The sequence below is a fragment of the Streptomyces longwoodensis genome (assembly GCF_001514125.1).
GTDB lineage: Bacteria > Actinomycetota > Actinomycetes > Streptomycetales > Streptomycetaceae > Streptomyces > Streptomyces longwoodensis.
Map to the genome: position 1 here is coordinate 96,387 of NZ_KQ948560.1, position 13,091 is coordinate 109,477.

General features: G+C 71.8%; 9 protein-coding genes, 1 tRNA gene, 1 other RNA gene and 1 pseudogene. 1 reads left to right on the forward strand and 11 read right to left on the reverse strand.

What is annotated here, in order from left to right:
- Window positions 1-173 precede the first annotated feature (173 nt).
- From AQJ30_RS27820 to ffs, 4 genes are all read right to left on the reverse strand, one after another.
- Entirely contained in the window at window positions 174-2,066 is a 1,893-nt protein-coding gene (locus AQJ30_RS27820) for a M48 family metalloprotease (protein ID WP_107119724.1), read from the reverse strand.
- A gap of 320 nt (window positions 2,067-2,386) precedes the next feature.
- Complete coding sequence (purD, locus tag AQJ30_RS27825) at window positions 2,387-3,640, reverse strand: phosphoribosylamine--glycine ligase (protein WP_067239455.1); 1,254 nt, start codon at window positions 3,638-3,640, stop codon at window positions 2,387-2,389.
- A gap of 147 nt (window positions 3,641-3,787) precedes the next feature.
- Window positions 3,788-6,187, reverse strand: coding sequence for a DNA polymerase III subunit gamma and tau (locus AQJ30_RS27830; RefSeq protein ID WP_067239457.1), 2,400 nt, complete (start codon window positions 6,185-6,187; stop codon window positions 3,788-3,790).
- A gap of 182 nt (window positions 6,188-6,369) precedes the next feature.
- Window positions 6,370-6,468, reverse strand: an RNA gene (gene ffs / locus AQJ30_RS27835) — signal recognition particle sRNA small type.
- A gap of 72 nt (window positions 6,469-6,540) precedes the next feature.
- Between ffs and AQJ30_RS27840 the strand changes: the two genes are divergently transcribed.
- A tRNA-Ser gene (locus AQJ30_RS27840) sits at window positions 6,541-6,628 on the forward strand.
- 79 nt (window positions 6,629-6,707) lie between these two features.
- Here AQJ30_RS27840 and AQJ30_RS27845 read toward each other — a convergent pair.
- The 7 genes and pseudogenes from AQJ30_RS27845 to AQJ30_RS27870 all read right to left on the reverse strand — a co-directional run.
- Window positions 6,708-7,701: pseudogene (locus AQJ30_RS27845) on the reverse strand (tyrosine-type recombinase/integrase); the annotation flags it as partial.
- A gap of 279 nt (window positions 7,702-7,980) precedes the next feature.
- Entirely contained in the window at window positions 7,981-8,196 is a 216-nt protein-coding gene (locus AQJ30_RS37360) for a cold-shock protein (RefSeq protein WP_079084339.1), read from the reverse strand.
- 24 nt (window positions 8,197-8,220) lie between these two features.
- On the reverse strand, window positions 8,221-8,610 hold the full coding sequence (locus AQJ30_RS27850; protein ID WP_067239459.1) for a hypothetical protein: 390 nt from the start codon (window positions 8,608-8,610) through the stop codon (window positions 8,221-8,223).
- Window positions 8,611-9,255: 645 nt separating this feature from the next.
- Window positions 9,256-9,756, reverse strand: a complete 501-nt coding sequence (locus AQJ30_RS27855) for a YfbM family protein (protein WP_067239461.1) — start codon at window positions 9,754-9,756, stop codon at window positions 9,256-9,258.
- Between the two features lie 140 nt (window positions 9,757-9,896).
- Window positions 9,897-10,601, reverse strand: coding sequence for a hypothetical protein (locus AQJ30_RS27860; protein WP_245727158.1), 705 nt, complete (start codon window positions 10,599-10,601; stop codon window positions 9,897-9,899).
- A gap of 149 nt (window positions 10,602-10,750) precedes the next feature.
- Window positions 10,751-11,923 carry a zinc-dependent alcohol dehydrogenase gene (locus AQJ30_RS27865; RefSeq protein ID WP_067239463.1) on the reverse strand — a complete coding sequence of 391 codons (1,173 nt, stop codon included), beginning with the start codon at window positions 11,921-11,923 and terminating at the stop codon, window positions 10,751-10,753.
- A complete protein-coding gene (locus AQJ30_RS27870) occupies window positions 11,920-12,858 on the reverse strand; it encodes an SRPBCC family protein (protein WP_067239464.1) in 939 nt (312 codons plus the stop codon). Before AQJ30_RS27870 ends, AQJ30_RS27865 begins: the two co-directional genes overlap by 4 nt.
- Window positions 12,859-13,091: the final 233 nt, after the last annotated feature.

The window sequence follows — 13,091 nt, forward strand, 5'->3', positions numbered from 1 at the left end:
CGTGTCCTTCGTGGGTGTGTGGTGCGTCGCCCTGTCTTATGTCAGGTGCCCATGCCATGGGCGGGACCGGTCCCAGCACATCACATGACGCACGCACACTGTCACTGCTCGTCGCGAATTGACTGAAGAGGAACCTGAACTTCCGGTTTCTCCGGAGCGGGGTCGACCGCTGGTCAGACGAGCCGTACGGGCTTCTCGGGGCGTATGCCGAGGTCGCTGAGCCAGGCCCGCAGGGGGTCCGGGTCACCGTCCTCCACGAGGCTGAGGACCCTGGGCGTCAAGTCGGTCGCCCGCTCGCCGCCCACCAGCAGGGCCGGGCCGTCCAGCCAGTCCAGGCCCGGCTGGGCCCCGGCGGTGTCCATCGCCGCGCAGCACACCATCGCGGTGACGTGATCGGCGAGCAGCTCACGCTCGGTGCGCGGGGGCTGGAGCGGGAACAGGGGCAGCGCGTCGACGTCCCACAGCGCGTCGGGGCCCGCCTGGCCGGAGGGGGACGCGCCGGGCACGGGGGCGGGGGGCGCGGCGGCTTCCTCACGGGCGAGCTCGGCGCTGAGGCGGGCGGCGAGGGTCGCGGTGCGGGGGGTGTCTTCGTCGGGGTGGAGGTCGGCGTCGATGTCGGCGGTGGTGTCGGCGTCGATGCCGGCGTCGGCCTCGGTGTCCGGGGCGGCCGGGTCCAGGGAGGCGGGCTTGGCGTCCGGGGCGACCGAGGCCGGAGAGGCGGGCTCGGCGTCCGGGGTGGTGCCGGGAGTGCCTGGGCTCGGCGACGTGGCCTGGGTGTCCGCGTCCGCGTCGGGGGGTGTCGTCAGGTGGTCCAGGACGCGGGAGAGCGTGGGGCCGTTCGGATCGTGGGCCGTGGGGTCCGGTGCCCGGCGCACGCCCAGGGCGTCCAGGACGCGGTGGAGGCGGGCGGCGTCGGTGCGCCACTTGCGGTCGACGACCTCCTCCGGGTACTCCGACCAGTCCACCGGCGCCCAGTCGGGCCCGCACTCGGCCGGGCCGCCGTGGAAGAGCCGGGCCGCGAGCAGGGAGGCCGCCTCGTCGACCGTGCCGGGCTCCTCCAGCAGGTCGCAGGCCGGCCGCTCGCCCAGCCGGGAGGCGAACCCCTCGGCCAGCCGGTCGCGCCGGGACAGCTCGGTGAGGGCCGCGACCACGCCCGCGTCCAGCCGGGAGGGCCAGCGGCCCATCCGCCAGGCGGGCAGCGCCACGCGCGTGAGGAGCCGGTCCCAGCCGGCGTACGCCAGGCCCACCTGCTCCTGGGCGACGATCCGCACCCCGTAGTCCACCGCCTGCGCACGCTCGGCGGCCGCGGCGGCCACGCCCCGCTCCATCTCCGCCGCGTGCTGCCGGCAGCTGCGCAGGAGCAGCCGGGCCACCCAGCCGATCCCGGCGCAGGCCAGGCGGAACGCCGGACATCGGCCGCGGTCCGCCGCGGTGGCCACCGCGGCGTCAAGACCCCGCACGAAGCGCCGGGCCGCGGCTATGTCGGGGTGCGCCGACGGTCCCGTACCGGCGACCACCGGGGCGAGGACCGCACGCAGCTCGCCGACGCGCATCCACCACAGGAACGGGGAGCCGATGACCAGCACGGGTGCGGCCGTACGACGGTGGCGTCCGCCGGCCGCGCCCGCCAGCTCGTCGCGCTCCTCGTGTGCGGGCGGGCCGTGGGCCGGGTGGGTGCGGTCCTCCAGCCAGCTGTCGCAGTCCGGGGTGAGCGCTATGGCGGAGGGCGCCGGGACGTCCAGGCGCTCGGCCAGGTCGCGCACCAGCCGGTACAGGTCCGGGGCGGCGTCCTCGGCGATCGGCACCGTCGGGCTGACGGCCGGGCGGGCCCGGGCGACGACCAGGGCGATGACCCCGGCGGCGAGCAGGACGACCAGGGCGACGGCGCTCACCACCGCGCGGGCGGCGTCCCAGCCGGGACCGACCAGGTGGTCGCTGGTGCCGCCCGCGACGAGGATCACGGCCGCCGCTGCGGGCAGCAGCGCCACCGCGAGCGCGCGGCCGCGGATGCGCAGCACGGCGAGCGCCCGGGCGCGCGCGGCCTGCGCGCCCACCTCCGAACCCATCGCGATCCCGGTCACGACCGGCGTCACCCCCTCCCCGCGGTCCTGGCCCCACCGGCCGTGCCGGTGGCGGCTCTGCTGGTCTTGCTCACTCCCCCACTGTGGCACCCGCCACTGACATCGCAATGCCGGTGGGCCAAGTGCCGGAACGCTTGCGCGGCACCCTAGTTGGCCCCTCCGCCCCCGTCAGCCGGATGGGACACCGCTCACTCGATGGAATGGCTTTGGGGAAAGGTGGATGACGCAGGGCAAGGATCAGGCCCCGGATCGTGAGACGGATCCGGGGCCCGAGGGGTTCAGCCGAGTTGTCCTGCGCTCGCGGGTTACTCCCCCGCCGCCGCCTTCGCCGCGATGTCCGTGCGGTGCTGGGAGCCGTCGAGGCCGATGCGGCCGACGGCGCGGTACGCGCGCTCGCGGGCCCGGGTGAGGTCCTCGCCGGTCGCCGTGACCGACAGGACGCGGCCACCGGCGCTGACGACCGCGTCGCCGTCGTACCTGGTGCCGGCGTGCAGGACGTACGCGTGCGGGGCGTCCTGCTCGGCCACGTCGGCGAGGCCGGTGATCGGGTCGCCGGTGCGGGGGGTGCCGGGGTAGTTGTGCGAGGCGACGACGACCGTGACGGCCGCGTCCTCGCTCCAGCGCAGCGGCTCCAGGTGGGCCAGCGTGCCGGTCGCGGCGGCCGTGAGCAGACCGGCCAGCGGGGTCTTCAGGCGGGCCAGGACCACCTGGGTCTCGGGGTCGCCGAAGCGGGCGTTGAACTCGATGACCCGGACCCCGCGCGAGGTGATCGCGAGACCGGCGTACAGCAGCCCCGAGAAGGGGGTGCCGCGGCGGCGCATCTCGTCGACGGTCGGCTGGAGCACGGTCTCCATGACCTCGTCGACCAGCTTGGGGTCGGCCCAGGGCAGCGGGGAGTAGGCGCCCATGCCGCCGGTGTTCGGGCCCTCGTCGCCGTCCAGCGCGCGCTTGAAGTCCTGGGCGGGCTGGAGCGGGACGACCGTCTCGCCGTCGGTGACCGCGAAGAGGGAGACCTCGGGGCCGTCCAGGTACTCCTCGATCACCACGCGCTCGCAGGCCGCCGCGTGCGCCGTGGCCGCCTCCACGTCGTCGGTCACGACGACGCCCTTGCCGGCCGCGAGACCGTCGTCCTTGACGACGTACGGCGCGCCGAAGGCGTCCAGCGCCTCGGCGACCTCGTCGGCGGTGGTGCACACGTAGCTGCGGGCCGTGGGGACGCCGGCCGCGGCCATCACGTCCTTGGCGAACGCCTTGGAGCCCTCCAGCTGCGCGGCCTCCTTCGACGGGCCGAACACCGGGATGCCCGCCTCGCGCACCGCGTCGGCGACACCCGCGACCAGCGGCGCCTCCGGGCCCACGACCACCAGCTCGGCGCCGAGCTCCCGGGCCAGTGCGGTGACGGCGGCACCGTCGAGGGCGTCGACCGGGTGCAGCTCGGCGACCTCGGCGATGCCGGCGTTGCCGGGCGCGCAGTGCAGCGCGGTGACGGCGGGGTCGAGGGACAGGGAGCGGCACAGGGCGTGTTCGCGGGCGCCGCTGCCGATGACGAGGACGTTCACGCGCCCAGCGTAACCGGGATGGCGGCGGGGGTTGTGCGGGTGTCCGAGGGGCGGTCCGCGGGGGGCCTGGAGATTCCTCCAAGCCGAGCGGCCGGGGGCGGGGGCGGGGCGGGAACGGCAGGGGCGCGGTGCCGCGTCGGCTGCTCGCTACTCGTTGGTGTACTCCTCCACCACCGTGGCGCCGAGTTCCCGGACGATCAGGTCGTGGCCGGAGAGGGCCGACTCGTTGAGGTCGGGGTCGTCGTCCTCGGGGGTGTCGTCCTCCGGGGCGACCGGCTCCGGGGCGGAGGGGCGGGACGCGGGGCCGGGCTGCGCCGGGGCCAGGGGTGCGGTCGGGCGGGGGGCGGCCGGGGAGGGCGCGGTGGGGCCGGACGCGTGCGGGGCCGAGGGGGTGGGGGCGGCGCCGTAGCTTCCCGGGCCGCCGGAGGAGCCGGTGGCACCGGGACCACCTTGAGCGCCGTAGCCGCCGGGAGTGCCGTAGCCGCCGGGAGCGGTAGCCGGGGCGCCGTAACCCGCCGACGGGCCGCCGAAGCCGCCCGGGGCGGGGGCCGCGCCCCCACCGCCGGAGCCGCCCGAGGGGTCGACGATCGCGTCGATCTTCCAGTGGACGTTGAACTGCTCGACCAGCGCCTGGCGCAGCACGTCCTCGCTGCCGCTGCCGGAGAAGTTGTCGCGGGCGCCGGAGTTGACGAAGCCGATCTGGAGGGTGGTGCCGTCGAAGCCGGCCACATGGGCGTTCTGGCTGAGCAGGATCCAGGTGAAGCGGCGGCGGTTCTTGACCGCTTCGAGGATGTTCGGCCAGAGGGTGCGGGGGTCCAGGCCGCCGGCGGGGGGTGCGTAGGCGGGGGCCTGGGTGGTGGGGGCCGGGGACGAGGCGGGGGCCGGCTGGGCGGGTGGCCCCGAGGGGGTCGCGGAGGGCGTCGTGGGCGCGGAGGGGGTGGTGCGGGTGCCGGCGTCCGGCTGGGCGGCGCCGGGGGTGGCTGCCGCGGCGGACGTGGGCCAGCCACCGGGGCGGCGGCCGCTGCCCGCGGCGGTGGGGGTGGGCCAGGCGCCGGGGGCAGGGGCGGCGGACTGGGGGGCGGGCTGCTGGGCCGCAGGGGCGGGAGTGGGGGTGGGGGTGGGGTCGGCGGCCGGCTGGGGGGTGGGGGCGGGCGTCGGGGCAGGGGCCGTAGCGGCCGAGGGGGCCGGGGCGGGGACCGGCTCCGACGCAGGCGTGGCCGAGCCGGGCGCGGGCGCTCCTGGTGCCCCTCCCCGTACGGCGGCGCGGGCCGCGGCGGGGCCGGCGCCGGGCGCCACGGGCGCCGCGGCGGCGCCGGGGGCGTGGGCCTCGGGGCCGGGGACGTAGCCCATGGCGGGCAGGCCGGCCGGCGGGGCTCCGGCGGAGAAGTTCACGCCGCGCTCGATGCGGTCGAGGCGGGCCATGAGGGACCGCTCGTCGCCGTAGGCGGCGGGGAGCAGGACGCGGGCGCAGATGAGCTCGAGCTGGAGGCGCGGGGAGGTGGCGCCGCGCATCTCGGTGAGGCCCTCGTTGACGAGGTCGGCGGCGCGGCTGAGCTCGGCGGCGCCGAAGACGTCGGCCTGGGCCTGCATGCGCTCGATGACGTCGGCGGGGGCGTCGATGAGGCCTTTCTCGGCGGCGTCGGGGACGGCGGCGAGGATGACCAGGTCGCGCAGGCGCTCCAGCAGGTCGGCGACGAAGCGGCGGGGGTCGTTGCCGCCCTCGATCACGCGGTCGACGACCTCGAAGGCGGCGGCGCCGTCGCCCGTGGCGAACGCCTCGACGACGGAGTCGAGGAGAGAGCCGTCGGTGTAGCCGAGGAGGGAGGTGGCCATGGCGTAGGTCACACCCTCGGAGCCGGCTCCGGCGAGGAGCTGGTCCATGACGGACATGGAGTCACGCACGGACCCGGCGCCGGAGCGCACGACGAGGGGCAGGACGCCTTCCTCGACGGGGATGGCCTCCTTCTGGCAGACCTCGCCCAGGTACTCGCGGAGGGTGCCGGGCGGGACGAGCCGGAAGGGGTAGTGGTGGGTCCGGGACCGGATGGTGCCGATGACCTTCTCGGGCTCGGTGGTGGCGAAGATGAACTTGAGGTGCTCGGGCGGCTCCTCGACGACCTTGAGCAGGGCGTTGAAGCCGGCCGACGTGACCATGTGGGCCTCGTCGATGATGTAGATCTTGTAACGGCTGCGGGCCGGCCCGAAGAAGGCCTTCTCGCGCAGGTCACGGGCGTCGTCCACGCCACCGTGGGAGGCCGCGTCGATCTCGATGACGTCGATGGAGCCGGGCCCGTTGCGCGCGAGGTCGCGACAGGAGTCGCACTCGCCGCACGGGGTGGGGGTGGGGCCCTTCTCGCAGTTCAGGCAGCGGGCGAGGATGCGGGCGCTGGTCGTCTTGCCGCAGCCGCGCGGACCGCTGAACAGGTACGCGTGATTAACCCGGTTGTTCCGCAGCGCCTGCTGCAACGGGTCGGTGACATGCTCCTGCCCGATGACCTCGGCGAACGACTCCGGGCGATAGCGGCGGTACAGCGCGAGAGACGACACGTGTACGAGGTTAATGGCGCCCACTGACAAAGCGGACCGCCCGCGGGAGGCCCTTGGGGGCGGACCGGTGCCGGGCCGGTGCCGGGCCGTGAGCTGGACCGGGGGTGGCCGCGGGGCCGCTGGGCCGCTGGGCCGCCGGGCCGCTGGGCCGCTGGCGGAACGACCGCGCCCACCGACGCACCAACGCAAGCGCCCCCCACGCACCCGCCAGAGCCAACCTACCCTTGCTGCCTTCCGGCCCTGGGGGAGTTCAGTCAGATAGCGCCGCGTGAGGGGCTTCGCACAGGTTACCCGATGCCAGGGCCGTTGAACGAGTTCGCGAGCACTCCTCTCGGTCATGTAATGTTTCCGGCGGAGGATTCGCCTAGAGGCCTAGGGCGCACGCTTGGAAAGCGTGTTGGGGGCAACCCCTCACGAGTTCGAATCTCGTATCCTCCGCCAGTGCCTCACCGGGCACGATGTCGAAGGGCCCCACCGCTTGCGGTGGGGCCCTTCGGCGTTGTCCGTCTCAGTTTCCGTCTCAGTCGAGTTTTTCTGAGCCGGACGGCGACCAGAGCGCGTCACCGACCTGCTGGGCGACCTTGCGCAGCATGACTCCCGTCACATGCATGTACCGGGCGCGCATGCGGGTTGTTCTCCCTGGCTCCCAGCCCATGAGCGAATCGATCACGACGTCCGGCACACCGAAGATTAAGAGGACGGTCGCAGCGGTGTGACGAGCGTCGTGCAGACGGCCGTCGCGGACACCGGCATCACGCAGCAGCCGCTTCCAGACGTGGAAGTCGGTGTTCGGGCTCAACGGCCCCCCCGGTCGGTGAGGCGAAGACGTACCCCTTGCCCTCCCAGTCCGCGCCGGCCGCGATCTGTTCGCGCTCCTGGGCCTCCTGGTGCTGGCGCGGGATCTTGATCAGCGGATCGGACAGGCCGATGGTGCGCCGCCCGGCGCGGGACTTGGTGGACTTGTGCTCGCGACGGATCTGCTCCCGCTCGGGGCAGTAGCCAGCCTTCCGCCCGCACGGTTCGGCACCGCAGCCGTGCGCGTACTTGGGGCGTAGCCGGTTCTTGCGGATGCGGACGTATCCCGCGTCGAGGTCGACGTCCTCCCAGTGGAGCCCGAGCGCTTCTCCCTGCCGCAGGCCGAGCGCCAGGGCGACGACCCAGCGGGCACTGTTGCGCAGCTTGGCCGCTTCGACGAGGAGGCTCTGAACCTCTTCGATCGTGAACGGCTCGATGTCCGCCTCTTCGAGCCGCGGAGCCTTGGCGATCTCCGCCGCGTTGGTCGGCACATGCCCGCGCCGCACTGCCTCACCGAGGGCGACCCGGATCGTCCGGTGGACGTGGTGAGCGGTGCCGGCGGAGCTCCCGGACTCCTGCATCCTCCGGTACAAGCGTTCCAGGTGCTCCGGCTCCAGGCGGTCGAGCCTGTGGGCACCGAGGCCGGGCACCAGGTGCACGCGTACGTCGACCTCGTAGCCGTCGTACGTGTTCTCGGAGACGTACGGCTTGGCGATGTTGGAGCTCCCATCCCGTCCACCATCGACCAAGGCAGAGCTGAGCGGGGTGTGGATCGACGGCGGACGGGATGGGAGCTGGGTATGTCGTGAGCCGAGGTGGTGCACCAGATTTCGGAGCCACCCTGGCGACAAGCCAGACTCGGATAGTCCGCGGGGCACAGGCTGGCCGAGCCCGACTCGACGAGTTAGCAGGTCTCATCGAGGGGTGGCAACAAAACCAATGCGGCCCAAACTTTACCTCCACCGGCAAAGCCTGGGCCGCTCCATCATTCCGCTAATTCACTCGGGAATGACGACGCGAATAGCCCGGTACTGAAAGCCATCTTGCTCGCCGGATTCCCACTCCAAAGCGACTTTCTGTCCCGCAGTGAGGGAACGGAATCCCGATGCCTCCACTACAGAGAAGTGCGTCCAGCACCCTCCAGGCGTCTCTCTGGAATCGAGGACTCCCCAGCCCTCATCGTCGTCCCATTCACGAACCATCGCTTCAATCATGAGCGAAGCGTAGCCCGTTGCGCGTCAGACGAGAGTGACGACGAACGGGAAATCGAGGTCGATGGTCCGGGTTCCTCGCCCGATGGGGAAGGTTTCGTGCACCTTCAGATCCCATTTGCAGGACGTCATGTGGGTACCCAGCGACGCGGAGGCATGCACGAAGTACCGCGGAGAGACGCCCGGGTGACTGTCGTGCGCGACGCTACGACCGTTGCAGTAGAGGTCTGCCCTCTCGGTCATCGGGCCCGTGGCCGGCGCGGCCGTAGCCGTGCTGAGCTGCCACCCCCACTGGAGTTTATTACCACTGTACTTTATCTGCGCGCTGAAATTTCCCCTGGGGTCGTTGCCGTTGTACGACGGGTGCTGAGGAGTGAAGGCGTGCTCCCCTGCGGCAGAGGACGGGATGACAGACACTCCCGTAGCACATGCCGATATCGCGGCCAGAACAACAGCCCGCTTCGCGTGACGCGAAAACATGGTGAACCTCTTTCAGGTCGGTGGGTTCACCAGCGAAGCTATGTGATCAGCGAGGTGCACCTCAACGAAAATCCAGCAAAGATCAAGCAAAAGGGCCAGGGGTAACCTGGTTGGGAATTAGACAAAAAAGGGGCCGAAAAGCTGCGCGAGTCGAGTGGCGCTCTTCAGTTCTCTACATGTAATGGGAACTCTGCCATTGAGTTGCCGAGACGATCCGCATCCTGACTGACGGCGTACGACGTGGCTGGACGTAGACGCCAACGCCCGAATATAAGTTGAGAAATTAACGAGCTACGCCGCCTGCCTTCCGACCGGCGGGAGAGTCACGGGAAACGGCGGGCAGCAACCCGCGAAGCGGTCGGGCGTGGCCAGCGCTCCTGTCCAGATGAGCCACTGCTAACACCGTGGTCGACGGCATTGGTAGCTTGGTTATGGACAGTGGGGGTACAGCGAGGCACACGCGTGCGTGGTCGGTCGGCGCCCCAGCGTCGTGGCTGACGTCGCTGCCACGAGGTTTTCAGGCTCGGGGACGGTCACGCTCGGCCGGGCTCATAGCCCGCCCGTGGCGGCTGTCTTGGCCCTTCAGTCCAACCAGACGAGCACTGCGTCGTCCATCCCAGCAGCAGCTTCGAAGAACTGGGTGAGGCCGTCGTACCACTGACGCCCCCACTCCAGTGCGTCGGGCTCGGTCCATCCAAGGGGGTACACCTCGGCGCTGGTCAGTTCAGCGGGATCCACACCGTTGATGAGCTGCGTATAGGCGGTGGCCCGTAGGGCCTTTGCCGCGAGTCGTACCCGCTCAGGCCGCAGGTACCTCGGAGGCCCGTACCCCCAGTCCTCGTCCTCGGCGAACGGCTCCTCACCGTGGATCACGTTCACGGGGAACTCGGCACGCGCCAGCAGGAAGCGGAGCATGTCCCAAGCTTTGTAAGTACTGAAGTGACGCGTCTCGGCCGGCGCAGTCTCAGACTCCTCCTCGGCGTCCTGGACCTCCTGCACGAAGTCCAACGCCCAGTCGGGATCGTGGACCGCTTGGTCAAGCTCAGCAGCCGTGACACGCAGGTACTCACCGATCATGCTCATGGCCGGAGACTAGGCGAGGCGACTGACAATGGCCCTGGCGACCGTCTCACTTTCCGTCTCATTCAGCATCGTTCAACCGGGACCCGGAGCCGCGCCTGAACCAGCACTCGGCCGCCCATGGTCCGGCCGACGAGCGGCCTTCAGCTCTCCTCGTGCAACGCGTTGCTGATCTCCAGAAGGCGCCGCTGGGGCAGAGCGAAGGCGTTGCTCGGGTTTCGGTAGGAGTGGCCGCCGTCGTTGATCCGGACGCCTCCTGCCGACCTCCACCGGGCGGGAGCCCACAGGCCCTGGTTCTCGAGGAGCATCCTCGCCACCTCGGCGGGCTCTTCGATCAGGGTGAGGGCAGCGAGCGCGGTGGTGAGAGGGGCGGCCGCGTCGTCGGGGAGCAGCGCGTCGCCGAGTGTGGGGAAGAGCAGCAGGAGGCGGGCGTCGGCATCGCCCACGCCCTCCGTCGTCGACTGCCGGGCAGCGGACAGCAGTTCCGGCCAGGCCATGCCGGGGCCCATGAAGTGACCGTCGACCACGGCGAGGGTTTCCGCCGCGGACCACTCCGGCCGATGGATCAGGTAGTCCACGCCCCGTTCGTCCAGGAAGTTGCGGTAGACGACGTGGATGGTGTGACCGGAGCGCAGCGGCACGCTGAACACCGGCCACTCATGCTCGGCGGACAGTCTCCGGTACAGCTCCATGGCGGCGTCCCAGTCGGCACCGAACGCAGCTCGTTGGGCGTCCTGCCCACGCAGGGAGGAGCCCAGGTGCACGGGCCAGAACAACGGGTCGTCCAGATAGGCGTCGCCCCGGACCAAGGGGCCGCCTTCGTATCCGGGGATCTCGAGCACGTGCACGTGCAGATGATGGCACGCGGAGCCGGTTCAGCAGGTGGGGCACAGGGGCAGCCGGCCGGCACGAGCTGCCGCTCCGCCGGCCCGACTTGCTGCGGGTCACTATGTCGAGGGGCCCCACCCTTCGCGGTCGGGCCCCTCGGCGCGGAAGCTCACGGCTTCAGTACGACCTTCTCGCAGTGGTCCTTCTTGTTCTTGAAGAGGTCGTAGCCCTTCGGGGCCTCGGTCAGGGGCAGGCGGTGGGTGATGATGCGGGTGGGGTCGATCTTGCCCTGTTCGATGAGGCCCAGCAGGGGCTTCATGTACTTGTGCACGTGGCACTGGCCGGTGCGCAGGGTCAGGGACCGGTTCATCCAGGCGCCCGCCGGGAACTTGTCGATCAGGCCGCCGTAGACGCCGATGACCGACACCACGCCCCCGCTGCGGCAGGACATGATGGCCTGGCGCAGGGCGTGCGGGCGGTCGGTCTCGGAGCGGACCGCCTGCTTGGCGCGGTCGTAGAGCTGGACGTGGGAGGCGCCGTGCGTGGCCTCCAGGCCGACCGCGTCGATGCACTTGTCCGGGCCCCGGCCGCCGGTGAGCTCCAGCAGGGCCGACCGTACGTCGGTGTCCTCAAAGTTGATGGTCTCGTAGCCCTGCGAGGCGGCCATGGCGAGCCGGTAGGGCTCTTTGTCGATCGCGACGACCTTCTCCGCGCCCAGGACCCGTGCGCTGTCCATCGCGAACTGGCCCACCGGCCCGGCACCCCAGACCGCGACGACGTCACCGCCCTGGATGTCGCACATCTCGGCGCCCATGTACCCGGTCGGCAGGATGTCGGACAGGAACAGCACCTGCTCGTCGGTGAGGTCCGAGTCGATCTTCAGGACGTTGGCGTCGGCGAGCACCACCCGGGCGTACTCCGCCTGGCCTCCGGCGAAGCCGCCGGTGAGGTGCGAGTAGCCGTAGATGCCGGCGGTGGGGTGGCCGAAGAGCTTCTCCGAGATGCCGGCGTTGGGGTTGGTGTTCTCGCAGCACGAGTACAGCTCGGCCCGGCAGGGCGCGCACACCCCGCACGCGATGGGGAACGGCACGACGACCCGGTCGCCGACGCGCAGCTTCGGGTTGACGCCCGGACCGACCTCCACGACCTCCCCCATGAACTCGTGGCCTAGGATGTCGCCCTTCTCCATGGTCGGCACGTAGCCGTCGACCAGGTGGAGGTCGGAGCCGCAGATCGCCGTCGAGGTGATCTTCACGATCACGTCGCGGCTGCTCAGGATCGACGGGTCGGGGACGTCGAGCACCTCGACCGAGTTGCGTCCGGTCCAGCAGTTCGCCTTCACGCCAGGGCCTCCTTCAGTTCGTCCTCGGTCAGCGGCTGGGCCGGGTGCTGCGGGAACTCCCCGCGCGCCCGCTTCCCGCTCGGTGCGCCCTCGGAGCGGGTGATCTCGCCGACCTCCGCGATCTGCTTGAAGCGGCGCAGGTCGTCGTCCAGCTGCTGGTGCGGTTCCTCGCCGAAGTAGCGCGCCGCAGCCTTGCCCACGGCTCCGCCGGGCAGGTCGTAGCGCAGCGTCACCCTGATCTCCGTGCCCCGGTCGCCGGGGGCGGGCGTGAAGCGGACCTCGCCGGAGTTGTCGATGTCGGCGCCCTCCGCCGACCGCCAGGCGATCCGCTGGCCGGGCACGTCCTCGGTGGTCTCGGCGTCCCATTCGACCGTCTTGCCGAACGGCGCCTCGGCCCGCCAGTGGCTGGTGCGGGGGCCGGTGACGCGCACCTCGTCCAGGTGCGCCATGAAGTCGGGCAGTCGCTCCAGGTCCTTCCAGAGGGCGTAGACCTTGTCCGGGGGCTGGGCGACGGTGGTGGCCGCGGTCAGTTCCATCGGTGTGCTCCTACAGGTACGGGTCACGGCTGCGTAGACGTCCGTGGCCGTGATGGCGGTGACCGCGGCGGTCGCGGCCACGGTGCGGCCGAGGCCCCGGCCGTCGTGGTGCTTCAGGGCCCGGGCCAGCATCGTCAGGTCCATGAGGTCGCCGCCGACGCGGCTCCAGAGCCAGGCGGGGTGCGGGCGGCCGAGCAGCCCGGCCGCCGCCGTCAGCTCGCGCACGCCGACGGCCGTCGTGGCCGAGCGCTGCCGGGCGGCGTCGCCCACGCCCAGGGCCCGGGCGAAGCCCGCCGGGGCGACGACCTGGGGCACGCCCAGGAGCGCACTGGCCCAGCCGAGGCCGCGTACGAGCGGATCGTGCCGGAGGGGGCGGGTGGAGTGGGTGTCTGTCGTCATGAGTGCTCCCCACGGGTGGTGAAGTGGACGGGAGGCGTGCCGCTCGGCTCCGGGGGTGAGGGTGCGTCACGGACCACGGCGGGGTTTCCGCCTGGCCCGCATCCATTCCTCGGCTCGGCCCAGCTCACTCATCGGACGCGGCACGGCGGTCGGTCGGGGGTGAGCGGGAGCCCGACGGCCGGCGGAGCGGAGCCCAACGGCCCGGGTCGAGGGTGAGCCGGAGCCCAACGGCC

Excerpts from the sequence above, each read along its gene's own strand:
- AQJ30_RS27820 (WP_107119724.1), bottom strand. The coding sequence starts at position 2,066 with ATGGGTTCGGAGGTGGGCGCGCAGGCCGCGCGCGCCCGGGCGCTCGCC.
- AQJ30_RS37360 (WP_079084339.1), bottom strand. The coding sequence starts at position 8,196 with ATGATTGAAGCGATGGTTCGTGAATGGGACGACGATGAGGGCTGGGGA.
- AQJ30_RS27855 (WP_067239461.1), bottom strand. The coding sequence starts at position 9,756 with ATGAGCATGATCGGTGAGTACCTGCGTGTCACGGCTGCTGAGCTTGAC.
- AQJ30_RS27870 (WP_067239464.1), bottom strand. The coding sequence starts at position 12,858 with ATGACGACAGACACCCACTCCACCCGCCCCCTCCGGCACGATCCGCTC.